Source organism: Streptoalloteichus hindustanus (assembly GCF_900129375.1).
Lineage (GTDB): Bacteria > Actinomycetota > Actinomycetes > Mycobacteriales > Pseudonocardiaceae > Streptoalloteichus > Streptoalloteichus hindustanus.
The window spans coordinates 61167-83589 of sequence record NZ_FQVN01000005.1 but is presented as its reverse complement, the minus strand read 5'-3'; the positions used below and the strand labels follow the sequence as shown (position 1 = coordinate 83589).

22 protein-coding genes and 4 pseudogenes are annotated in these 22423 nt (G+C 73.2%); 9 read left to right on the top strand and 17 right to left on the bottom strand.

Annotation, left to right across the window (positions count from 1 at the left end):
• Window positions 1-6 precede the first annotated feature (6 nt).
• On the top strand, window positions 7-1098 hold the full coding sequence (locus tag BUE43_RS16410) for a cobalt-precorrin-5B (C(1))-methyltransferase (RefSeq protein WP_073484099.1): 1092 nt from the start codon (window positions 7-9) through the stop codon (window positions 1096-1098).
• A 146-nt stretch (window positions 1099-1244) separates the two neighbouring features.
• Here the strand turns inward: BUE43_RS16410 and BUE43_RS16405 are convergent, their stop codons facing one another.
• From BUE43_RS16405 to BUE43_RS16385, 5 genes are all read right to left on the bottom strand, one after another.
• Entirely contained in the window at window positions 1245-1793 is a 549-nt protein-coding gene (locus tag BUE43_RS16405; protein WP_073484097.1) for a PP2C family protein-serine/threonine phosphatase, read from the bottom strand.
• A 349-nt stretch (window positions 1794-2142) separates the two neighbouring features.
• A complete protein-coding gene (gene cobM, locus BUE43_RS16400) occupies window positions 2143-2886 on the bottom strand; it encodes a precorrin-4 C(11)-methyltransferase (protein WP_073484095.1) in 744 nt (247 codons plus the stop codon).
• Window positions 2887-2953: 67 nt separating this feature from the next.
• On the bottom strand, window positions 2954-4168 hold the full coding sequence (gene cbiE, locus BUE43_RS16395; protein ID WP_073484093.1) for a precorrin-6y C5,15-methyltransferase (decarboxylating) subunit CbiE: 1215 nt from the start codon (window positions 4166-4168) through the stop codon (window positions 2954-2956).
• Between the two features lie 144 nt (window positions 4169-4312).
• The gene (locus BUE43_RS16390; RefSeq protein WP_073484091.1) at window positions 4313-4735 is read right to left on the bottom strand and encodes a TIGR03618 family F420-dependent PPOX class oxidoreductase; all 423 of its coding nucleotides are present in this window, start codon (window positions 4733-4735) and stop codon (window positions 4313-4315) included.
• Between the two features lie 84 nt (window positions 4736-4819).
• The gene (locus tag BUE43_RS16385; protein WP_073484901.1) at window positions 4820-5263 is read right to left on the bottom strand and encodes an ArsI/CadI family heavy metal resistance metalloenzyme; all 444 of its coding nucleotides are present in this window, start codon (window positions 5261-5263) and stop codon (window positions 4820-4822) included.
• Window positions 5264-5344: 81 nt separating this feature from the next.
• Between BUE43_RS16385 and BUE43_RS16380 the strand changes: the two genes are divergently transcribed.
• The 5 genes from BUE43_RS16380 (at window position 5345) to BUE43_RS16360 (ending at window position 8867) form a co-directional block, all read left to right on the top strand.
• A complete protein-coding gene (locus tag BUE43_RS16380; protein ID WP_073484088.1) occupies window positions 5345-5707 on the top strand; it encodes an ArsR/SmtB family transcription factor in 363 nt (120 codons plus the stop codon).
• A complete protein-coding gene (gene arsB / locus BUE43_RS16375) occupies window positions 5704-6786 on the top strand; it encodes an ACR3 family arsenite efflux transporter (RefSeq protein ID WP_073484086.1) in 1083 nt (360 codons plus the stop codon). The genes BUE43_RS16380 and arsB overlap by 4 nt, the downstream gene beginning before the upstream one ends.
• A complete protein-coding gene (locus tag BUE43_RS35180) occupies window positions 6767-7456 on the top strand; it encodes an arsenate reductase ArsC (protein WP_083959743.1) in 690 nt (229 codons plus the stop codon). Before arsB ends, BUE43_RS35180 begins: the two co-directional genes overlap by 20 nt.
• Before the next feature lie 136 nt (window positions 7457-7592).
• The gene (locus tag BUE43_RS16365; protein WP_073484084.1) at window positions 7593-7922 is read left to right on the top strand and encodes a putative quinol monooxygenase; all 330 of its coding nucleotides are present in this window, start codon (window positions 7593-7595) and stop codon (window positions 7920-7922) included.
• Between the two features lie 180 nt (window positions 7923-8102).
• Window positions 8103-8867: an IclR family transcriptional regulator gene (locus BUE43_RS16360; protein WP_143174203.1), complete on the top strand. Its 765-nt coding sequence runs from the start codon at window positions 8103-8105 to the stop codon at window positions 8865-8867.
• A 121-nt stretch (window positions 8868-8988) separates the two neighbouring features.
• Here BUE43_RS16360 and BUE43_RS16355 read toward each other — a convergent pair whose 3' ends face one another.
• Both BUE43_RS16355 and BUE43_RS16350 read right to left on the bottom strand, forming a co-directional pair.
• Window positions 8989-9816: an alpha/beta fold hydrolase gene (locus BUE43_RS16355; RefSeq protein WP_073484082.1), complete on the bottom strand. Its 828-nt coding sequence runs from the start codon at window positions 9814-9816 to the stop codon at window positions 8989-8991.
• A 20-nt stretch (window positions 9817-9836) separates the two neighbouring features.
• A complete protein-coding gene (locus tag BUE43_RS16350) occupies window positions 9837-11381 on the bottom strand; it encodes an MFS transporter (RefSeq protein WP_073484080.1) in 1545 nt (514 codons plus the stop codon).
• Between the two features lie 196 nt (window positions 11382-11577).
• Between BUE43_RS16350 and BUE43_RS16345 the strand changes: the two genes are divergently transcribed.
• Window positions 11578-12039, top strand: a complete 462-nt coding sequence (locus tag BUE43_RS16345; protein WP_073484078.1) for a MarR family winged helix-turn-helix transcriptional regulator — start codon at window positions 11578-11580, stop codon at window positions 12037-12039.
• Here BUE43_RS16345 and BUE43_RS35785 read toward each other — a convergent pair.
• The 3 genes and pseudogenes from BUE43_RS35785 to BUE43_RS35775 all read right to left on the bottom strand — a co-directional run.
• Window positions 12014-12220, bottom strand: a complete 207-nt coding sequence (locus BUE43_RS35785) for a hypothetical protein (RefSeq protein ID WP_327083458.1) — start codon at window positions 12218-12220, stop codon at window positions 12014-12016. The two genes, BUE43_RS16345 and BUE43_RS35785, sit on opposite strands and share 26 nt — an antisense overlap.
• Window positions 12217-12399 (bottom strand): hypothetical protein, encoded by a 183-nt coding sequence (locus BUE43_RS35780; protein ID WP_073484076.1) that lies wholly within the window; start codon window positions 12397-12399, stop codon window positions 12217-12219. Before BUE43_RS35780 ends, BUE43_RS35785 begins: the two co-directional genes overlap by 4 nt.
• A 293-nt stretch (window positions 12400-12692) precedes the next feature.
• Window positions 12693-12993, bottom strand: a pseudogene (locus BUE43_RS35775) (epoxide hydrolase N-terminal domain-containing protein); the annotation flags it as partial.
• Between the two features lie 14 nt (window positions 12994-13007).
• Between BUE43_RS35775 and BUE43_RS16330 the strand changes: the two are divergent.
• A pseudogene (locus BUE43_RS16330) lies at window positions 13008-13651 on the top strand (helix-turn-helix transcriptional regulator); the annotation flags it as partial.
• A gap of 202 nt (window positions 13652-13853) precedes the next feature.
• Here BUE43_RS16330 and BUE43_RS16325 read toward each other — a convergent pair.
• The 7 genes and pseudogenes from BUE43_RS16325 to BUE43_RS16295 form a co-directional block, all read right to left on the bottom strand.
• Complete coding sequence (locus tag BUE43_RS16325; protein WP_073484071.1) at window positions 13854-14396, bottom strand: DUF2087 domain-containing protein; 543 nt, start codon at window positions 14394-14396, stop codon at window positions 13854-13856.
• A 476-nt stretch (window positions 14397-14872) separates the two neighbouring features.
• Window positions 14873-15343: pseudogene (locus BUE43_RS16320) on the bottom strand (GtrA family protein); the annotation flags it as partial.
• 221 nt (window positions 15344-15564) lie between these two features.
• A complete protein-coding gene (locus tag BUE43_RS34230; RefSeq protein ID WP_073484067.1) occupies window positions 15565-16098 on the bottom strand; it encodes an NUDIX hydrolase in 534 nt (177 codons plus the stop codon).
• A 281-nt stretch (window positions 16099-16379) separates the two neighbouring features.
• A pseudogene (locus tag BUE43_RS16310) lies at window positions 16380-17127 on the bottom strand (ZIP family metal transporter).
• 83 nt (window positions 17128-17210) lie between these two features.
• The gene (locus BUE43_RS16305) at window positions 17211-17735 is read right to left on the bottom strand and encodes a DinB family protein (protein WP_073484065.1); all 525 of its coding nucleotides are present in this window, start codon (window positions 17733-17735) and stop codon (window positions 17211-17213) included.
• Window positions 17736-18033: 298 nt separating this feature from the next.
• A complete protein-coding gene (locus BUE43_RS16300; protein ID WP_073484063.1) occupies window positions 18034-18597 on the bottom strand; it encodes a DJ-1/PfpI family protein in 564 nt (187 codons plus the stop codon).
• Window positions 18598-18777: 180 nt separating this feature from the next.
• Window positions 18778-19416, bottom strand: a complete 639-nt coding sequence (locus BUE43_RS16295; RefSeq protein WP_073484061.1) for a helix-turn-helix transcriptional regulator — start codon at window positions 19414-19416, stop codon at window positions 18778-18780.
• A gap of 291 nt (window positions 19417-19707) precedes the next feature.
• On the opposite strand from BUE43_RS16295, the gene BUE43_RS16290 reads away from it, so the two are divergent.
• Window positions 19708-22335, top strand: coding sequence for a LuxR C-terminal-related transcriptional regulator (locus BUE43_RS16290; protein WP_073484058.1), 2628 nt, complete (start codon window positions 19708-19710; stop codon window positions 22333-22335).
• The last annotated feature ends 88 nt before the right edge of the window (window positions 22336-22423 follow it).

Genomic DNA, 22423 nt, shown 5'->3' with positions numbered 1-22423 from the left:
GACACCATGAGCACACGTCGCACCGAGGAGCCCGGCGGTCTCCGCTACGGCTGGACGACCGGCGCGTGCGCGACCGCGGCCACCACCGCCGCCTACACCGCGCTGCTGACCGGCTCCTTCCCCGACCCGGTGGAGATCCTGCTGCCCAAGGGGCAGCGGCCGGCCTTCGCGCTGGCCAGGGAGGAACTGGGCGCGGACGCGGCGATGGCCGGAATCGTCAAGGACGCCGGCGACGACCCGGACGTCACGCACGGCGCGGTGATCAGGTCCACCGTGCGGCACGGCGCGCCGGGCACGGGCGTGGTGTTCCGGGCGGGGCCGGGGGTCGGCACGGTCACCAAGCCGGGCCTGCCGCTGCCGGTGGGCGAACCGGCGATCAACCCGGTCCCGCGCCAGATGATCAGCCAGCACGTGGCGGAGGTCGCGGCCCGGCACGGTGGCACCGGCGACGTCGTCGTCGAGATCTCCGTGGACAACGGCGAGGAACTGGCACGCCGCACCTGGAATCCCCGCCTGGGCATCCTGGGCGGACTGTCGATCCTGGGCACCACCGGCGTCGTGGTGCCCTACTCGTGCTCGGCGTGGATCGACAGCATCCGACGCGGCATCGACGTCGCGCGCGCCGCCGGGTACCAACACGTCGCCGGCTGCACGGGCAGCACCTCCGAGCGAGTGGCCACCGAGCTCTACGGCCTGCCCGAGGACGCCCTGCTGGACATGGGCGACTTCGCGGGAGCGGTGCTGAAGTACCTGCGCCGGCACCCCGTGCCCCGACTGACCATCGCCGGCGGCGTCGGCAAGCTGTCCAAGCTCGCCGACGGCCACCTGGACCTCCACTCAGGACGCTCCCAGGTCAACCACGACCTCCTCGCCGACCTCACCCGCGAGGCCGGCGGCGACCCCGAACTGGTCGAGCAGGTCCGGGCCGCCAACACCGCGCTGGGCGCCCTGCACCTCTGCCAGCCCGCCGGCCTCCCCCTCGGCGACCTGATCGCCTCCCGGGCCCGCGACGTCGCCACCGAAGTACTCCGCGAAGCCCCGGTCGAAGTCGACGTCGTCGTGATCGACCGAGCCGGCACCATCGTCGGCCGCGCCTGACCCCTGCTGTCCATTGTGGACAGCGTGCGTCGGGGGCGAGCGCCGGAACGAAATCAGGACTCGTTGTCGTCCTCTGCGGGGATCTTGGGGATTTCCCGCGTCGGCGTCTTGTCGTCACCCTCGAAGTCATCGTCGCCGCCCATCGTTCACCCCCTCTCATCCACCGGATGCGGATGCGGGACCACCACCACGGCGATGTCGTCCCGGCTCCGGGTCCGCGCCTCCTTCAGGAGCTGGTCAGCGCACAGCACGGGATCAGAGAGGTGCTCCCGCAGCACGGCCTCGATCCGGTCGGCGGGGAGTCGCAGGCCATCGGTGGCCAACACCAGGTACGGCGCGTCACTGCTGATGGCGCGGATTCCGACGTGCACCGAACTCGCCAGGCTGTTGTAGATCCTGCTATCCCACCGTCGCGCCTCCTCCTCGGGCTTTCCCCGCTCCCGCATGAGCTGCCCGTGCGTGTGCGGCACGGTGAGCCGCCGCACCCCGCGCCCACACTCACGTTTGGGCTGGTAGGAATACGCGGCGCTGTCGCCAGCCCACGAGACCACCCACCCCTGCCCCGGCCACGCGGTCGCCACCACGATCGCGCCCGTAGGCCGACGCTCGCCGAGCACGGGCTCACCGCACAACTCCGCCGCCGCCACGATGCCCAGGAGAGGCGTCCGCTGCGCCGCGGCGACGGCGGCAGTCACGGCAGCTCGCTGCGCCAGCTCAGCGATCTCGGGAGTGGAGCCGGTGCCGTCGACGACGGCGACAGCGAGCCGTCCATTGTGGACGTCGTAGGCGTAGGCATCAGCGTTCCGAGGTCTGTCAGGACCTTTCTCGGTCGCCGCGCCAACCTGTTGCGATCCTCACCGGCCTGGTGGGGTCGGTACTGCCCTGCCTGAGCTGCGGGGATGGCGCTTCCTTGGGGGGAGGCGCCTTGCGTGAGGGTGGCCGTGGGGGTTGACACGCCGGCGGGGTCGTTCGGGACCTCGCGGCATGTTGGACAGCGCTTGTGGTTCCGAACCTCGGGCGTAGAGGGGTTCGGTGTGGGGGAGGTTACGAGCGGCAGCGCTCGGTGGAGTAGAGGTGGCTGTCGGGGAATTCCGAGGCCGTCAGGGTTTGGCCGACCACGATGACGGCGGTGCGGGTGATGCCGGCGGCGTGGACCTGGGCGGCGATGTCAGCGAGGGTGCCGCGGAGGATGAGCTCGTCGTCGCGGCTGGCCCTGGCGACGACGGCGACGGGGCAATCCGCGCCGTAGTTGGGTGTCAGCTCCTCGACGACCTGGTCGATCCGCTGCACCGCGAGGTGGAGGACCATGGTCGCGCGGCTGCGGCCCAGGGTGGTCAGGTCCTCGCCGGGGGGCATCGGGGTTGCTCGGGCCGAGGTGCGGGTGAGGATGACGGTCTGGCCGACGCCGGGCACGGTCAGCTCGCGGTTCAGGGAGGCAGCGGCGGCGGCGAACGCCGGGACTCCGGGGGTGACGTCGTAGGGCACGCCGGCCGCGTCGAGGCGGCGCATCTGCTCGGCCACGGCGCTGAACACCGAGGGGTCGCCGGAGTGCAGGCGGGCCACGTCCAGGCCGGCGGCGTGGGCGGACAGCATCTCGGCGAGGATCTCGTCCAGCGTGAGGTTCGCGGTGTCGACCAGACGGGCGTCGGGCGGGCAGAACGCCAGCAGGTCGTCGGGGACGAGGGCGCCGGCGTAGAGGCAGACCGGGGATGAGGCGATCAGCTTCTGGCCGCGCACGGTGATGAGGTCGGCCGCGCCGGGCCCGGCCCCGATGAAGTGCACCGTCATGAGTTCGCCCCTCCACACCAGGTTCGCGCGGGCAGCGCGCGGGTCGTGCCGTCGTCCTGTTTCCCGGTCATCGCTTGGTGACCGCCCAGACCGTCACCGGCATCATCGGCCGCCATCCGGTGAAGCCGCCGACCGGCGAGGCGCGCTGGACGGCGACGCGGCTGAGGTCGCCGCCCAGCCGGCGGTACCAGTCGGCCACGACGACCTCGGACTCCATGGTCACGGCGTTGGCGACCAGTCGTCCGCCCGGGGGCAGGGCCGCCCAGCACGCCTCCACGACGCCCGGGACGGTGACTCCCCCGCCGACGAACACCGCGTGCGGCGGTTCGAGCCCGTCCAGGGCCGCCGGCGCGGAGCCGGTGACGACCCGGAGCCCGGGAACGCCCAGCGTGGCGGCGTTGCGGGCGATGCGCTCGGCCCGCTCGGGGTGCTGCTCGATGGCGAAGGCCCGGCAGGAGGGGTGGGTGCGCATCCACTCGACGGCGATGCTGCCGGCGCCCGCGCCGACGTCCCAGAGCAACTCCCCCGGGGCCGGCGCGAGCCGGGACAGGGTGATCGCGCGGACCTCCCGCTTGGTGATCTGGCCATCGTGGTCGAACGCCTCGTCGGGCAGGCCGGGGACGCGCGGGAGCAGTGCCGCGTCGGCGTCGGCCAGGCAGTGCACGGCGACGATGTTGAGGGCGTCCAGCGGCGGGCGGGTCCAGGTGGCGGCGGTGCCGTGGACCTGGCGTTCGCCGGGGCCGCCGAGCTGTTCCAGCACGGTGATCTCGCTCGCGCCGAAGCCCCGGGCGACCAGCATGTCGGCGACCTGGGCCGGGGTGTCGGCGTCGGCGCTGAGCACCAGGACGCGCCGGCCGGGCTGGACGGCCGGGTGCAGGAGTTCGGCGGGGCGGCCGACGAGGCTGACCACCTCGACGGTGTCCCAGGCCCAGCCGAGGCGGGCACACGCCAGCGACACCGACGACGGGTGCGGCAGGACGCGGAGCCGCTCGGGCGGCACGAACCGGGTGAGCGTGGCGCCGAGGCCGAAGAACATGGGGTCGCCGCTGGCCAGCACGCAGACCGCGCGGTCGGCGTGGGCGGCGAGCAGTCCGGGCAGGGCCGGCAGCAGGGGTGAGGGCCAGGCGACGCGCTCGGCGGAGGTGGGCGGCACCAGGTCGAGCTGGCGGGCGCTGCCCAGCAACACGTCGGCGGAGCGCACGGCGTCCCGGGCCGCGGGCGAGAGTCCGGACCACCCGTCCGCGCCGATGCCCACCACGGTGATCACGGGCTGCCCGCTCACGCGCCGCTCCCGGCGGTCGCGAGCCGCCGCACGCGCGTGACCATCACCCGACAACACATGAGCGGAGACGGTAGTCGACCACGGCTCCCCAACCGGTCCGCCAACCGGCCACGCGAGGTGTCCTCGCAGGTCAGCGGGGGTGGATCAGACGTTGCCGAGCACCCGGGTGACCGAGATCTCAATCACCGCGCGGTGCGGGTTCACCCGCGGCGGCTTGTACCGCTCGGTGTACCGCAGTTCCGCGTCGCGCACGGACTCCAGGTCCTCGCGGATCACCGCGCGGCCTTCCAGGGTCGACCACCGCCGCCCGTCCACCTGGCACACGGCGACGACGCCGCCGTCGGCTCCCGCCGCGAGGACGTTGCGGACCTTGCGGGAGCCCCGGTCGGAGATGACGCGGGCGGTGGCGGTCGCCAGGTCCAGCGTCACGCCGACCGGCACGACGTGGAGCGAGCCGTCCGGCCGCGTCGTGGTGAGCGTGCACAGGTGCCGTTCCTGCCAGAACGTCCGGAACTCCGCACCCAGTCCGAGCAGGTCGACGCCCGCTCCGCTCACCCACCGCGCCATGCCCCGATCCTGCCCTACCGGGCGCCACCGACGCGCTGACGGTCCGGCGGCGCCCGAGGACAACAGGGCCAGAAACAGCAGAGCTCAGGAACAGCAGCCCGCCGGCTGCGCCGCCTCAGCGGCGAAGTTGGAAGCCGGGTGGGCGTCGTCGGCGAACGTGGTCGCATCGCCCTTGACGACGTACACCTCCCACGGCTCCCGGCCCGGGCCGTGCGCCCACACCTTGTCCTGGAGCGCGTAACAGCAGGTGGTGTCGTTCTCGATCTCGGTGAACAGCCCCGCGGCGGCCAGCCGCTCGGTGGCGGCGGCGACCTCCTCGGTGCTGTCGACCTCGACGCCGAGGTGGTCCAGCGCGGTGTCCTGCCCCGGCTCGCCTTCGAGCAGCACGAGCTTGAGCGGGGGCTCGGCGACGGCGAAGTTGGCGTAACCGGGACGACGCTTGGCCGGCTCCACCCCCAACAGCCGGGTGTAGAAGGCCACCGATCCGTCCAGGTCGCCCACCCGCAGGGCGAGCTGCACTCGGGACATCACAACCTCCATGTATCGATGTTCATCAATGGAGCGCCCCAGAGCTTGCCGTTCCACATCGATGGCTGTCAACATAGACGCATGTCGAATCAGAGCGGGAGCGCCGAGGAGCTCTGCTGCTCCCCGGTGCTGCGGGAGCCGTTGTCGGCCGAGCAGTCCGAGGCGCTGGCCCGGATGTTCAAGGCGGTCGCGGACCCGGTGCGGCTGCGCCTGCTGTCGTTGATCGCCTCGCACGTCGACGGCGAGGCGTGCGTGTGCGAGCTGGTCGGGGCGTTCGAGCTGAGCCAGCCGACCATCTCCCACCACCTGAAGGTGCTCCGGGACACCGGGCTGGTGACCGCCGAGCGGCGCGGCACCTGGGTCTACTACCGCGTTTCGCCGGAGCCGCTGGCCCGGCTGGCCTCCGCGCTGACGCCGGGGGAGCTCGCCCCCGTGCCGGCGTGACCACCACCGGAGCCCCGGCGCCGCGACTGTCCACAACGGACCGTTGGCTGCCGGTGTCGATCGGCGCGGCGATGGCGGTGGGGCTGCTGGCCGGCCGGTGGGTGCCCGGGCTGGGCGGCCTGCTCGGCGCGGTCGAGATCGGCGGGATCTCCCTGCCGATCGCGGTCGGCCTGCTGGTGATGATGTACCCGGTCCTGGCGAAGGTGCGCTACGACCAGCTCGGTGGCGTCACCGGGGACCGCCGGCTGATGGTGGCGTCGCTCGCGCTGAACTGGCTGGTCGGCCCGGCGGTGATGTTCGCCCTCGCCTGGCTGTTCCTGCCCGACCTGCCGGCGTACCGGACGGGACTGGTCGTGGTCGGCCTCGCCCGCTGCATCGCCATGGTGGTCATCTGGAACGACCTGGCGTTCGGGGACCGCGAGGCGGCGGCCGTGCTGGTCGCCGTGAACTCGGTCTTCCAGGTCCTGGCGTTCGCCGGCCTGGGCTGGTTCTCCCTGTCGGTGCTACCCGGCTGGCTCGGGCTGCCGAGCGCCGAGCTCGACGTCTCCGCGTGGGAGATCGCCCGGTCGGTGCTGGTCTTCCTCGGGGTCCCGCTGGTGGCCGGCTACCTCACCCGCCGGCTCGGCGAACGCGCGCGGGGCCGGGACTGGTACGAGTCGCGCCTGCTCCCCCGCCTCGGCCCGTGGGCGCCGCGCGGGCTGCTGTTCACCGTCGTGCTCCTGTTCGCCCTCCAGGGCCGCGAGATCACCGACCGGCCGCTGGACGTCGCGCGGATCGCCCTGCCCCTGCTGGTCTACTTCGCGGTGATGTGGGCGGGCTCGTTCGCCGTCGGCCGGTGGCTCGGGCTCGGCTACTCCCGCACCACCACGTTGGCCTTCACCGCCGCCGGCAACAACTTCGAGCTCGCGATCGCGGTCACGGTAGCGACGTTCGGCGCGACCAGCGGCGAGGCGATGGCCGGGGTGGTCGGCCCGCTGGTCGAGGTCCCGGTCCTGGTCGCCCTGGTCCACGCGGCACTGGCCGCCCGCCCCTGGTTCCCCGCCCGCGGAGAGGACGCCGATGTCCCACCTGCCCCCTGACGAGCCGTCCCCGGCGCGCGGCTTCGGCGCCAACGCCGGTGTCGGCGTCACCGCCGATGTCGACCGGCTGCTCGACCACGCCGCCACGGAACTGACCCGCCGCTTCGCCGACGCCGTCCCGCCGGAGACCGTGCGCGCCCACGTGCGGGCCAGCTACGACGAGCTCGTCGCCTCCGCACGCGTCCACACGCACCTGCCGGTGCTCGCCGCCCGCGCCGCCCGGCAACGCCTGGAGTCCCTCACCGCGAACTCGGGAGCTCGTATGGACCAGACACCGGAAGTCCTGTTCGTGTGCGTGCACAACGCGGGGCGGTCCCAGATGGCGGCCGCGTTGCTCCAGCACCACGCCCGGGGGCGCGTCACCGTGCGCTCCGCCGGTTCCACCCCCGCCGACACCGTCAACCCGGCGGTCGTCGAGGCGATGGCCGAGGTCGGCATCGACCTGTCCGCCGCGTTCCCCAAGCCGTTGACGACCGAGGCGGTGCGCGCCGCCACCGTCGTGATCACCATGGGCTGCGGGGACGCGTGCCCGGTGTTCCCCGGCAAGCGCTACCTCGACTGGCAGGTGCCCGATCCGGCGGGCCGCTCCGTCGAGGAGGTCCGGCCGATCCGCGACGAGATCGACCGGCGGGTCCGCGCGCTCCTGGCCGAGCTGGTCCCGGCGACCTGACGCCAGGCGGGACCGGCCGGATCGACGGGTTTTCCAGGATGGCTGGAATCCGGCGGCGGACGACTGGCGGCCGAGGCGGGGGACGCCGTCACGATGGCCGCGACCAGACCGTCAACGCACCGAAGGGAACCAGCCCGTGATCTTCATCGCCGTCAGGTTCACCGTCCGCCCGGAGCGGGCCGAGGAGTGGCTCTCGCTGGTCGAGGAGTTCACCCTCGCCACGCGGAACGAGCCGGGCAACGTCTTCTTCGAGTGGTCGCGCAGCGCCGAGACGCCGAACCAGTTCGTGCTGCTGGAGGGCTTCGCCTCCCCGGCCGCCGGCGAGGAGCACGTGAACTCGGAGCACTTCCGGACCGCCATGGCGTGGATGCCCGAGGTGATCGCGACCAGGCCGGACATCATCAACGTCGAGATCCCGGGCGACGGCTGGAGCGAGATGGCGGAGCTGACCCCGGTCGAGGCGTGAGCCGCCGGGACCGCGCGCCGCGCCGGGCCGCCGGCACGAGCTGAGCGCGTCCCCTCTCCCCGCGCCCGCGCGGGCGGCCCCACCGCCTCGACGCACCGGTGACGCGCGCCACAGCGTCCCGGGGTCGCTGGTGGGAGCCGCCCGCGCGGCGGCGACGATGGTGCCGAGGAGGTGGGCGCGGTGCGGACCGTGGACCGGGCGATGGACGTGCTGGAGGCGGTGGCGGCGGCCGACGAGCCGATCTCGGCCAAGGCCCTGGCCCGCGCGGTCGGCTGTGGACTGTCCACTGTGTACAACCTGATCGCCGTGCTGACCGGGCGCGGCTACCTGGCCCGCACCTCCGCCGGCTACGTGCTGGGCCACCAGGTGTCCGGGCTGAACCGCGCCTTCTCGCGGCAGATGAGCGTCACCGACGACCTGCGCGGTCTGCTCGGCCACCTCCGGCGGGCGGCCGGCGCCACCGCCTGCTACTCGATCTTCCGCGACGGCGACATCGTGGTCGTGGACATGACCGCGCCCCGAGACCAGGGCGACTCGTGGGGGATCAGCCTGGGCAGCGAGCGGTTCGCGCACGCCACGGCGCACGGCAAGGTCCTGCTGTCCTCCCTGTCGGCCGCGGCCCGGCGGCGCTACCTGGCCGACGCCGGAATGCGGCGGCTCACCCCGAACACCATCACCTCGACGTCGGAGCTGGAGCGTCAGCTCCGCCAGGTCCGCCACGCGGGACTGGCCACCGAGGTGGAGGAGGTGACGCCCGGCATGGCCTGCCTGGCCACCCCCGTACACGCCCCCGACGGCCGAGTGGTGGCCGCCGTCTCCGTCGCCGTGGCCACCGACCAGTTCCGGCGTCGCCAGCACCAGCTCGGCGCCGCCGTCCGCCGGAGCGCGCAGGAGGCCACGAAGATCCTCCGCGAGCTCAGGCCCGCCGCTCTCGGCCGGGGATGAGCCCGTCCGCTCGACCTCCCCGGCGCCGCCGCACTTCTGGTCCGATGTGGACAGTCCACTCGCGACAGACAGGGCGGCGCCCCACCAGGCCGCCAGTGGCGGGGCGCCGTCTGAGGGGTGGTCAGGGGGCCGGGGTGAACGCGGTCTGCCGGTCCAGGTACTCGACGACGGTGGCGACGAAGAGGTCGGGGTTCTCGAACGGCAGGCCGTGGCCGCCGGGGACCACCACCAGCTCGGCGTTCGGGATCAGGCGGGCCAGCTCCCGCTGCTGGTGCGGCGGGGCGATCCGGTCGCCCTCGCTGGAGAAGACCAGGGTCGGCGCGGTGATGTTCGGCAGCGACGCGGTGATGTCCACCTCGACGTCGGCCTCCGACTGCCGGATGAACCCGCTCTTCGACGCGCCCAGCATCGCGGTGAACCCGGCGGTGGCCTCGGCGAAGTCGGCGTGACTGCGGCTCCGCAGGGTGTCGTCGCCCATCGCGGTCACCTGGAGCATCCGGGAGACCAACTCGTGGTCGACGCGGGCCATGCGCGCCCACAGGTCGAACTGATGGGCCATCCACGGGTCGGTTCTGACCCAGCCCGCGTGGGCGACCAGGGAGCGCACCCGCTCCGGCCGGGCGCCGGCCAGGGCCGTGGCCACCACGGCGCCGAGCGAGTGGCCGACGAGGTGGAAGTCGGCCAGCCCGGCGTGGTCGGCGGCGCCGAGGACCTGGGCGACCAGGTCGGGCACCAGGATCGGCCCGCCGGGGTCGGTGGTGGCCCCGGAGCCGGACAGGTCCGGCGCGACGACCGTGAACCGGTCGGAGACGGCCTCGACGAGGGGAGCCCAGTTGCTCTCCGCGTTGGCGCCGGTGCCGTGCACGAGCACCAGCCCGGGGCCGCTGCCGGTGACGAGGTAGTTGACCGTGCTGGTGCCGCCGGTGACGGGGACCTCAACGGAGGGCATCGTGTTGTTCCTTTCGATCATCAGGCGGTGTGCGCCCGCTGGTGCGGGACCGTATCGGGACCGGTGTTTGCGCGGCGTTCGATCATGAGCCGGCCGACGAGGACCGCGCCGAGCACGGACAGGGCGGCCAGGACCCAGAGCGCGACGTGCAGCGCGCCGGTGTAGGCGGTGGTGGCGGCGGAGGCGAAGGCCACCGGGTCGGCGCCGGCGGGCGTCGCGCCCGGCAGGTCGCCCTGGAGCAGCCGGGAGGTGGCGGCGGTGGCCGCCGCGTCGCCGTACCGGCTCGCCAGGTCGGACTGGGTCAGGGCGGCGAGCAGGGCGCCGAGCACCGCGATGGCCACCACCTCTCCGGCGACCCGCACGGTGTTGAACAGGCCGGCGGCCATCCCGGCCCGCGACGGGTCGACCGACGAGACCGCCGCGCCGTCCAGGACGGCCAGCGAGACGCCGAACCCGGAGCCGACGAGCAGCAGCGGCCCGGCCAGCCCCACCGGTCCGACGCCGCCGGGCACCAACGCCAGCAGGGCGGTGCCGGCCGCGACGAGGAGGAGGCTGACCACCAGCAGCCCGCGCTGGGACAGCCGTCGGGCCAGCACCCCGGTGATCGGGGGAAGGACGAGAGTGGGGCCGGTGAGCAGCAACAACGCCAACCCGGCCTCGTGCGCGTTGTAGCCGAGGGTCGCCATCAGGTAGGGCGGCACCACGATGAGGAGTGCCACGAAGCCGAAGGCCAGGACGAACGGCATCGAGCACAGCGCCATGAACCGGGGCTGGGCGAACAGCGACAGGTCCACCATGGGCGCCGGGTGGCGGCGCTCGATCACGACGAAGACCGCCAGCAGGACGACGCAGAGCGCGAAGCCGACCAGCACCGTGGGGTGCGCCCAGCCCAGGGCGGGTCCCTCCACCACACCGAGGGCGAAGGCGGTCAGGCCCAGGGTGAAGCAGACCGCGCCGCCCCAGTCCATCCGGTGGGTGACGGTCAGCCGCGACTCGGGGAGCCGGCGGGCGCCCAGCAGGGACGGCAGCGACAGGACGGCGACCGCGCCGAACAACCCCCGCCAGCCCAGCGCGCCGACCAGCAGGCCGGAGATCACCGGCCCGAAGGCCAGGCCCATGCCCAGGGACGTGCCGTACATCGCGAACGCCCTGGCGCGCGCCGGCCCCTCGGGGAAGACGGCGGCCAGCAGCGCGCTGCCGCCGGTGGCCACCGCGGCCGAGCCGGCCCCGGCGAGCGCCCTGGCCAGGATGAGCACGTCGATGGTGGGGGCGAGCGCGGCGAGCACCATCGCGGCCGTGGACACCACCAGTCCGGCGGTGAACATCCGCCGCCGTCCCACCCGGTCCGCGAGCGCCCCGGTGGTGGCCATGAGCCCGGCGAAGGTCAGGAAGAAGGCGTTCACCACCCACTGGGCGGCGGCGAGGTCGGTCCGCAGGTCGGCGCCGACGGCGGCGATCGCCTCCGCAGCGCCGGTGGCGGTGACCGGCATGACCAGGACCGCCGAGCAGACGACGGCCAACGACGTGCGGCCGGGTGAGGGGAACGGGGCTCGCGCCTCCGCCATGGTCTCGTCCTCTCGAACTCTGCCAACGAGCTCTGCCAATGAACTCTGCCAATGAGCTCTGCCAATGAGCTCTGCGAACCATCAGGACCCTGATGTGAATCAGAGCATGATGACAGAACCGACCTCACGTCAAACGCGAGTGGTAGTGTTCATCGACACATCAGAGCCCTGACGGAACGAGGGAGGACGGCGGCCCGTGGGCGACCAGGAGGAGATCAACGCCGCCGTGGCCTGGCGTCCCGGCAACGCCATCAAGCGGGCCGAACAGGCGCTCATCGCGGAGAAGACGCGCGCGCTGCGCCCCTTCGGGCTGACCGTGCCGCAGTACGCGGCCATGTACGCGCTCTCCCTCGCGCCGGGCATCTCCGGCGCGAAACTGGCCCGCTTCTGCGCCGTGACGCCCCAGACCATGACCACCGTGCTCAGGACGCTGGAGTCCCGCGAGCTGGTGGAGCGGCGCCCCTCGCCCGACCACGCGCAGGTCCTGGTCACCCGGCTCACCCCGACCGGCCAGGCGTTGCTGGAGCGGGCCGACGCCGCGGCAGTGGCCGTGGAGCGCCGGCTGGTGGCCGCCTACACGCCCGAGGAGGCCGCCCTGCTCCGCGAGCTGCTCGACCGCGCCGTCGACGTCCTCACGAACATCGACCAGCAGAACTGATCCCCGCGCCGGTGGGTGCGGGGACCAGCACTGCCTTCCGCTTGCGCGGCAAGAAGAAGCGTCCGTCCTCAGTGGACTTTCGCGGCACGAGCTTCTGCCCCTTCGGGCAGGCGAAGCGCGGGTTGTCGTACATGAACCACGACGAGGTGCCCGTCGCCCCGGTCAGCCAGTACAGGGTCACGTTGTGAGGATCAGGTCTCGGTCGATCGCCTTCTCCGGCAGGTCCACCGTGACCGTGAACTCCTGGAACTTCTGCGCCATCCAGGCCAGCAGGCCGACCGGCGAGTCGTGCCAGCCGTGGCTGAACGTCCGCGGGGCGACCCGCAGGAGCGAGTGTGGTCCACGCCGAGTCCCATCCACCGCTCGATCTCGGCGTAGGCCGCTCGCTCCTCTTGGGACAGTCCGGGAATCTCGTCCTGGTCGGGGAAACCCAACCCACCGGTGACGTGCGCGCCGACCACGTGCTCCGGCACGGCCTTTGCGGCCTCGGGGGTGATGTAGGCCCGACGTCCCCACCGTGGACGCCGTAGCGCTCGTATCCGAGGCGGCGCATCAACTCCGCCCACATCCGTCAGCGGCCCGATGAGCCGGACGAACTCCACCGCCGAGTTCGGCCAGCCGTGGGTGAGGACGAGCGGCAGGGCGTCCGGCTCGGACGTGCGGGAAGTGGACGTCCAGCCCGTCGATCTCGGTGACGTACTGCGGGAAGTCGTTGAGCCGCGCCTCGTGGCGGTGCCAGTCGTACCCGGTCCGCCAGTACTCCGCCAGATCCCGCAGGTAGTCGACCGGAACACCGCGGTTCCACTCCTCGCCCGGCAACCGCACACCCCAGCGGGTCCGCGCCAGGCGGTCGTTCAGGTCGTCGAGGTCGGACTGGCGGACGTCGACGCGGAAGGGCCTGATCTCGGTGCTCACGGCGGGAACGCCAGACACGATCCAGGCAGAACACGGCATAGGTCGCTGACACGCTCCAGACGCCACGGGAGTGGCCGGGCAGCGAACTGGCCGAACGACTGAAGGTCAGCCCGCGCACCGTGCGGCGCGACGTCGACCGGCTCCGGGAGCTCGGCTACCCGGTGGAGGCGACGATGGGCACGGCCGGCGGGTACCGCCTGGTCGCGCGGGATCGGGGAGGCGGCGGTCCGGGCGCTGGCCAAGCTCGAACAGGTGCTGCCCTCTCGCCTGCAGCACCGGGTGGGCGCCCGCAACGCGGCCACCGTCCCGATGATCCCGTTCGCGAGCCGGCCAACGTCGATCCCGAGCACCTGCCCGCGCTCGCCGCCGCGATCACCAACCGGGAGCGCGTGCGGTTCGGCTACCGGGCGCGCGACGGCGCCGAGACCAGGCGACTGGTGGAGCCGAACCGGCTGGTCGCGGGCGACCGGCGCTGGTACCTCGTCCACGACACCGAGCGCGCGGACTGGCGGATCTTCCGAGTCGACCGGATCAGCGAGCGCGGCCGACGGGCGCCCGGTTCACGCCCCGCGCGCTGCCCGCCGACGACACGGCGAGCTACGTCCGGGACAAGCTGTTCTCGTTCGCCCCCACGTACGCGGTGAACGTGACCCCGCACGCGCCGCTGGCCGAGATCGCGCCGCGCTGGGGCGACGACCCGCCGGACTGATCGAGTACCTGCGTGCGCTGAACGGGCGGATCGCTCGCGCGACCGATGGTCGAACCCCGAATTCCCGGATGAACCAACGGCATTGACGGTCCGCTCGACCCACTTCCCGTGGGTCCTGACGGGTCGCGGAAAGTTTCGTCCCCGACGCCCGCCCGGTCGGGCGGTCGAGTGTCGGGGACGAAACACTTCGTCAGTCCTCGGGTGACCGCCAGTAACGCCCGTTCGCTCGGGCCATGACGCCCAGATCGACCAGATAGCGGCGGACCGCCACGTGGTCGATCTCGCCGCCCTCGCACCACTGCCTGAGCTTGTCGTTCACGGCGCGTTCGTCGTACTCGACGCCGGCCTGGAAGGAGCGGGCGGCGACGTGCCGCAACACGAGCTCCCGCCGGGTGAACTGGGCGGGGAGCCGCACGAGCCGATCACCGTGGACAAAGGGCTGGAGCGTGGAGTCCACGCTTTCTCCGGCCTGCCCTTCCGCCGTTTCCGAAGAGGCGGACCGCGCCGTGCGCGCGAGTTCCCGGAAATGTTCCTCACGCACGAGGAGCCGCCCGCCCTCCTCGTGCACGAGATTCGTTTCCCGAAGCCGCCGCAGTGCCACCGAGGCGTCCCTCGCCGGCAGACCGGTGGCGTCCAGGACCTTGGTCACCGAGTCCGCGCCCAGCAGCACCGCGGCGAAGACCCGGAGCCGGCCGGGATCGGCGAACATCCGAACGACTGTCTCAGGCGTCATTCCGGCACCGTAGCTCCGCACACCCGGACCGACGAGCGAAATACGTAGACGTGCGACACGGAGACGTCACCCGTTGAGGTGTTTCTCCGAATTGTCGACCGATCCATCCTACTCACGGGACAAAACGAGATCCGCAGCGCGTCGCGCATATTCGGCAACACGAGCAGAAGTACCGTGCTCCGGCGGGCGCGCCGACGGTTCCCTCCGCTTGTCTCCGCTTGTCTCGGCTTGTCCGCTTATCGCCCGCGACCCCGCACCCGGCGGCGCGCTGCCTTCCTGCGCCTCCTCGCCGCCCGGGTCGTCGTCCGCTGCGGCCGTCGCCGCTCCCGACGGACCTGACCCACCTGGACGCCCGGCTGACGCCGCTGCGCGTTCACCGCGTTCACCGTGCTCACCTCGACCCGGCGCGTCGCGGCCCGGCCAGCCGTCGACTCCTCCGAGCGCGCCTCCGTCCCGCTCGTCCGCTCCCTCGCCTGCGGGAAAACCCACCTCCGCAGCGCCCAGTACCGGAAGACCATCGCCACCAGGGTCCCGACAACCGAGCCGCTGACGAAGTCCGCGATTTCCTGCGCGAGCCAGTCGACCTCCGGAACACGCAGGTGCAGCAGATATCGGGACATCCACAGCGGCACCAGGTTGAGCACGGCGGAGAACCCGCTCACCAGAAAGAACAACGCGGCCTCGTGGTGCCGTTCCCGCCCGCCGCGCCGACGGAAGGACCACTCGCGGTTGAGGACGTAGGACACGATTGTCGCCACCACGATGGCGATGCCCTTCGCCTTGACCGGACTCGTGTCCAGGACGGTGAGCTTGAGGGCGTACCACGTCCCGTTGTCAACAATGCAGGCGATGCCCCCGACAACCAGGAACCGGATCAGCTCGCGGTATTTCTCCAACAAATCACGCACTATCCGCGAGCCGAGGGCGGGGGCCTTGCCGATCACCATGCGGGGCAGTCTACGGCACGTCCGAAATCTGTCGTCCGCTCCTTCCGGGAACCGAAGACACCAGCCGGGAGACCGTGTTTCCGCAGGTAAGAGCGCCCGATTCGGCTCATTGCCCCGAATGGCAGTCACCCGGAAGTGGACCCCGCCGCCGGCATCCGCGCCGAAACCGGCGACGACCAGCCTCCGGACGTGCGGGCCAGCCGACCGGGAGCTGGCGCGGGTCAGCCGGCGCTGACGTGGAGGAGGAAGCAGGCGGCCAGCGTCGCCGCGTCCCGGACCGCGCCGCGCGAGACGAGCGCGCCGATCTCCTCCCCCGACACGAGAAGCGGACGCAGGCCCGCCTCGAACGCCTCCTCGCCGCGTCGCACGGCCCGACGCCGAGCCGTCACGGCGACGACGTGGGCGCTGGCGTTGGCGAAGCCGGCGGCCTCCTGGAGCACGCCGAGCCGGCGCGGCGCCGCGCCGGCCCACCCGGTCTCCTCGGCCAGCTCCCGCAGGGCGGCGGCCTCCACGGTCTCCCCGTCCTCCACCCCGCCCTGCGGGAACTCCACACCCCGGTGGCCGGGAAACGTCGGCCGCTCGCACCCGACCATGACGTACTGACCGTCCTCGGTGCGCGGCACGACGAGCACCGAGTCGGCCTTGTCCACGTAGTGGTAGTCGTGGTGGCGGCCCAGCGCGTCGACGTAGGTCTGCCGCCGGACCCGGAACCACGGATTCCGGTACTCGACGACGGCGGGGCCGGACGGTCTCACGACCGGTCCGGCAACTCGCGCGCCGACGGGGGCCGTTCGCCGCACGCCGGGAGAACTCCGTCGATCCACAGCGGGTGATCGGACACGTCGTGCCCCCTCTGGTCGCCCGGGGGACGGTGCCGCGCGTCCGGAGCGGGGAGCCCGGCGGCCGTCCCGGCCGGAACATCCTGGCGAAGAGGAGGAGACCCCGCCACCCGTCCCGGATACCGGGAGCCGACGGCATTCCCCCGCACGGCCCCAGAAACGGCGCGACGGGCGGTGGTTCGGGTGGGGATGGGCGGTCAGAGCTGCGACAACGCGAAGGCGGCCAGGAACCCGAGCACGGTGATGAGCCCGATCCACAGGTGGGCGTCCTCGAACGCCTCGGGGATCATGGTGTCGGCGATCATGGCCAGCACCGCGCCGGCGGCCAGGGCGGTGATCCCGGCGAGCAGGGCCGGGGAGGAGTCGCCGAGCGCGGCGTACCCCAGCATCGCCGCGAGGCCACTGATCACCGCGATCCCTGCCCACAACGTGAAGACATAGCGAGCGCTGCGCCCGCCCCGGCGCATTCCGGCCGCGCTGGACAGCCCCTCGGGCACGTTGCTCACGAAGACGGCGGCGACGGTCACCGCGCTGACGGCGCCGCCGTCGAGCAGGCTGGCCCCGATGACCACTGACTCGGGGATGCCGTCGAGGAGCGCGCCGAGCGCGATCGCCGCGCCGGAGCCGGGCCGGCCCGCCTCCGAGGGCTGCTGGCCGCCCGACCGCTTGCGGTGCCGGGCTCCCCGCCGGGCCAGCGCCACGTTCGCCGCCGTGTAGAGCACCGCCCCCGCGATCGCGCCGACCGCCGTCGGCCCCAGCCCGCCCCGCTCGTGCGCCTCGGCGATCAGGTCGAACGACACGGCGGACAGCAACACGCCGCTGCCGAAGGCCATCACACTGGCGACCGCGGCGGCCGGGACCCGGACGAGGTATCCGACCAACGCGCCGATCACGCGCCAAGCCCGCGACCAGCCCCCACCCGGCCGCCTCCAGCACCTTCGGCACGCGACCACCTCCCCGTCCCATCCTGCGGACGGAGCCGGGCGGGGCAACACGAACGCGGGACTCCTGGCCCGGCCGGGGTCTCGTCAGTCGGCGGTCGCGGCCCGCAGCAGCCGGAGTTGGCCGATCTCGGCGACGTTCTTCATGAGTTCGGCGTTCACCCAGGCGATCATCTGGGCCACGGTGTACTCAAGGCTGTCCGGCCAGGGGAACGGCGCCGGCGCGGCCAGGTCGGCGTCGGTGATCCGGTCCAGGTACGCCAGCCACTCGCCGCGGAGGCCGCGCAGCCAGTCGACCGCGGGTTCCCCGTCGCCGGGCCACCCGATCTCGGTGCGGTCCCGCGGCGGTCGTCCCGCGACGTGGTCGATGGCCACGGTCCACCACCAGCCGATGTGCCAGGTGATCCAGGCGATGGTGGGCACCGGGACGGGCTCCGGCTCGGTCTCCATCCAGTCCGGCACCCACGTGCCGTCGGCCTCGTGGCGCACCGTCCAGCAGTGCGCCGCGGGTTCCCACCGGAAGTCGGCCGGTTCCAGTCGGTCCAGGTGGAGTTCCGCCAGCGACCAGGTCAGGTCGAACTGCCACCGCAGAAGATCAAGTCGTGTGGACACGGAGCGATCGTGGCACCTGGGCTCAGAACGCGGAAGTCGTTTTGCGCCAAGGCGGACTGGACCACCTGGAAATCGCAATCACGTTGCCGGCAAGGTGAAGTCTCCCGCGCGGCGAGGGGCTCGCCCCCCTCGCGAACTGGTGATCAGCAACCCGCACAACGCCTCGGTCCACCCGCGCAGGCGCTCGGACTTCGAATCCGGAGAGGACCCATGTTGTGTCCACTGTGGACCAAAAGGGCCCGGCCGGTGAACGCGGAACCCCGCGTCCACCGGCCCGGACCGCGACTCAGCTCACAGCTCAACTCACCGGCGCCTTGGCCCGCAGGACCGACATGAACTCCCGCATCCACGCGGGGTGGTCGGGCCAGGCACGGGCCGACACCATCAGGCCGTCCACCACCGCCGCGCCGTCCACGAACTCCGCGCCCGCCTGGCGGACGTCCGGCTCCAGCGCCGGGTACGCCGCCGTGCGCCGCCCGGACAGCAGCCCCGCCGCGGTCAGCGTCAGCACGCCGTGGCACAGGTGCGCCACCGGCTTCTGCTCCGTCATGAAGTGCCGGAGCAGTCGCTGGCAGTCCGCGTCGTTGCGGATGTACTCCGGCGCCCGACCGCCCGGCACGACCGCCGCCGCGTAGGCGGTGGGGTCGACCTCGGCGAAGGCGAGGTCCGCCGGCCAGGTGTGGCCGGGCTTCTCGGTGTAGGTGTCGAAACCCTCCACGAAGTCGTGCACCACGAACTGCAGCCGCTTCCTCGTGGGCGCCGCGACGTCCACCTCGTAGCCCTCCTCCAGCAACCGCTGGTAGGGGTACATGACCTCCAGCACCTCGGCGGCGTCACCGGTCAGGATCAGCACCTTGGGCACGTCCCCGCCTCCTCGTCCTCGGCTCTGGGCCGCGTCCCTGGCGCGGCCACACGTCCCCATCGGCGGCGCGCCCCGGCCTCCGCACCCCTTCGGGCGGCATGCGCGCGTTCGGCCCAGCGACGGGCACGGGGAGTGATCGAAGCGCGGTGACCGGAGCGGGGTGGGAGCGGACCCGGGTGATCAGATCAGCCCCTCCCGGACGGCCCAGGCGACGGCGTGCGGCCGGTTGCGCAGCCCCAGCCGGTTGAGGACGTTGTGGACGATGTTCTTCACGGTCCGCTCCGAGTAGGCCAGCTTCTCGGCGATGTCGGCCGTGCCGAACCCCTCGGCCAGCAGGCGCAGCACGTCGACCTCGCGGGGGTCCAGCCCGGACACGGTCAGCCCGCGCGGGGTCAGCACCTCCCGCTGGAGCCGGTTGACCTGGCGCAGCAACGCCCCGAGCAGGTCGTCCGGGAGCTGGCCCCGGCCCTGGGCGGCGGCCAGGACGGAGGAGGCCAGCCGCTGCGCGGTGGCCTCGGAACGCGGGATCACCCCGGCCAGACCGCACTCCACCACGGAGAGCAGGTCCGACTCGCGGAGTTCGTCGACGACCAGCAGCAGACGCGCTGTGGTGCGACGGGCCAGGTTGCGCAGTTGCGCCAACACCTCGGAGTCGACCCCCGCGGCGACCACCACGATCACCTCCGCGTCGGGGACGTCGTTGTCGGTGACCAGGCGGATCTCGGGTCGGTCGCGGAACAGTCCGGTGATCCCGACGTAGCTGATCGGGTCGAAGGCGTGGACCGCCACCGCGACGTGCCTCGTGCAGACCTCTCCCACTGTCACTCCTCATCACCCGTCCGCCCGGCGCGCCGGGCGGCGTTCTGGCACGCCGAGGAGACCCCGTGGGCTGCGGGGTTTCGGCGTTGGGGCAAGGCCGGACGTGCTCTGGGGGCGCCGGGGTGCGGCGGGGTTCGTCGGCCGACACCGACGTTAGGCGGACCGCCCGGTCACCGGTACCGAAGTCTTTCGGCGCTTGGTCCGAACCACAGTGCTTCGGTGATCAAGGAGTAACCAGAGGTGAGGTAACCTGCCCTCTCGTTCGTGTTTCAACCGTGGGAAGGGTGAGCCGTGGCGCTCGGCGAGGGCTCGGCAGGACACAAACCTCTCGCTGGACGACTCGACGAGTCACGCCTCCTCGCGGAGGCCGGCGCGCAGGCGCGCTGGGGGGCCGGCCAGTTCGTGCTGGTGACGGGCCCGACCGGGGTGGGCCGGTCGGCGCTGCTCTCGGCGGCGCGTCGGAGTTGGCTGGCCGACGGGCTGACCGTGCGGCGCAGTCAGCCGACGGTGGCCGACGAGAGCACGCCGTTCGTGGTGCCCCGGCAGTTCCTGCTGACCGACACCGGTCGGCAGGCCCCGGCGGACGCGTCCGACTGGTCGCCGTCGGCGGCGGTGGTCGAGCTCACCAAGGCGGGCCCGGTGGTGTTGTGCGTCGACGACGTCCAGCACGCCGATCCCGGCTCGCTGGGCTGGCTGGCCGAGCTCGCCGCCCTGTCCGAGGCGTTGCCCCTGCTGCTGGTGTGCGCCCTGCGCACCCCGTTCGACCTGGGCAACCGCCCGCTGTCCGACCTGGTGGCCCGCAGCAGCCGGACGGTGCGACTGGCGGCGCTGGGCGAGGACGAGGTGGCGGAGGCGCTGGCGGGCCGTTGGGACGCCCCAACGGCCCGCCAGCTGGCTGGCCCTCTCACCCGGCGCACCGGCGGGAACCCCCTGCTGGTCCAGCAGGTCGCCGACCGGTTGACCAGCCACCCGTCCGGCGACGGCGGACCGCCGGACGAGTTGGTTCACGGGGCTGTCGAGTGGTGGAAGCGCCGGGCGCCGGCCGCGGCGAGCGCCGTCGCGTCCGCGCTGGCCGCCCTGGCGACCCTGCGCGCCCCGATCACGACCGAGGACGTCGCGGCGGTCGCCGAGGTCAGCCGGTCGGCGGCGGCGCGGGCCGTCGACGCGCTGCACGGCGCCGGCCTGCTGCACTCGACCACGCCGCCGACCTTCACCGACCCCGTCCTGCGGGACGCGGTGCTCGCCGACCTCGACGCGGCGTCGCGCGCCGAGCTGTTCGCCCGCGCCACCCGCGTGCTCGCGCGGCAGTGCGACGACGCGGAGAGCGTGGCCGCCCAGTTGCTGCGCGGCCCGGTCACCGGTTCCACGTGGGCGGTGCGGCAGCTGCGTCAGGCCGCGAACACGGCGATGGCGCGGGGCGACTCGACGGCGGCGGTGGCCTTCCTGGAGCGCGCGCTCGCCGAGTCCGGCGGCGAGCACACCTCGGCGGTGCTGCTCGCCGAGCTGGCCGTGGCCCGGTTCGACACGGACTCGATGACCGCGCTCGGCGACTTCCGGCGCGGGCTGTGGCACCTGCGCCGGGCCCGGCTGCACGGGTCGCCGCAGGACCAGGACTGGGCCGAGTACGACGACGAGGCCGCGCTGGAGCTCCAGTGGCGGTGGATGGGCAGCCGCTACACGCCGCCGTCGGCGGCGGCCGTGCCCCGCACCGACCGGCTGAGCGGGGAGCGGGTGCTCGCCGGCATCGCGGCCGCCTTCTACCTGCACTCGCACAGCGCGGACGTGGTACTGGAGCTGGCCCGCACGGCGTTGGCCGGCGGCGTGCCCACCAGCGGGCCGATGGCCGTGCTCGTCTCCGCGGTGGCCGCCCTGGTCTGCGCCGACGAGCACGAGGAGGCCGACGGCTGGCTGCGGGAGCTGCTGGCCGAGGCGCGGGCGCAGGGCGGCGGGTTCACCGAGGCGTTGCTGCACGTCGCCCACGCCTCCAGCCTGCACTGGCGGGGCCGGCTGGCCGAGGCCGAGCGCAGCGTGCGCACGGCGTTCGAGCTCGTCCCCGCCGACCAGTGGGGGCCGGCGGTGGCCATCCCGCTGCGCCCGCTGGTGGACGCGCTGCTCGACCAGGGCCGGGTGGACGAGGCGTGGGCGCACGCGAGCACGCCGCTGACCGAGGACAGCGTCAGCGAGACGTGGGCGTGCGAGGCGTACTTCATCGCGCGGGGCCGGGTGAAGGCCGCGCGCGGCGATCTCGACGGGGCGCTGCGGGACATCACCGACGCCGGCCGGCTGGGCGAGCTGTGGGACCGGCAGAACCCGGCCGCCAACGACTGGCGCGCGGCGGCCGTGCCGGTGCTGCTGGCCGCGGGTCAGCGCGAGCGGGCCAGGGAGGTGGCCGAGGCGGACCTGGTCGCCGCCCGGCGCTGGGGCAGTCCCCGGCCGGTGGGGCGGGCGTTGTGGTCGCTGGCCCACACGGGGCCGGACGAGCGCCGGGAGGAGCTGCTCACCGAGGCGATCGGGTTGTTCGAGCGGGCCGGCGCCCAGTTGGACGTGGCGGTGGCGACCCTGGACCTGGGCAGGTGGCACGCCGAGCAGGGCCGCCTGCGGCCGGCGCGCGAGATGTTGCGCACGGCCATGGACCTGGCGGCCCGGTTGGGCGCCACCCCGCTGGCGGAGCGGGCGCGGGCCGCGCTGGTGGCGGCCGGCGGCCGGCCGCGCGGTCCCCGGCAGAGCGGGCTGGCCGGGCTGACGCGGACCGAGCGGCTGGTGGCGGAGCGCGCCGCCGCCGGCGCGACGAACCAGGACATCGCCGCCGAGCTGGTGGTCAGCCTGCGGGCGGTCGAGATGCACCTGACCAGCGTGTACCGCAAGCTCGGCGTACCCGGCCGGTCGGCACTGCCCGACGCGCTCCGCACGGCCGAGTAGCCGGAAGCACGACCGGGACGCGGTGCGGCGACGACCGCTTGTCGTCGACTGGTCGCTCACCCCGACCACAACGCCGTCGCGCGGAGCA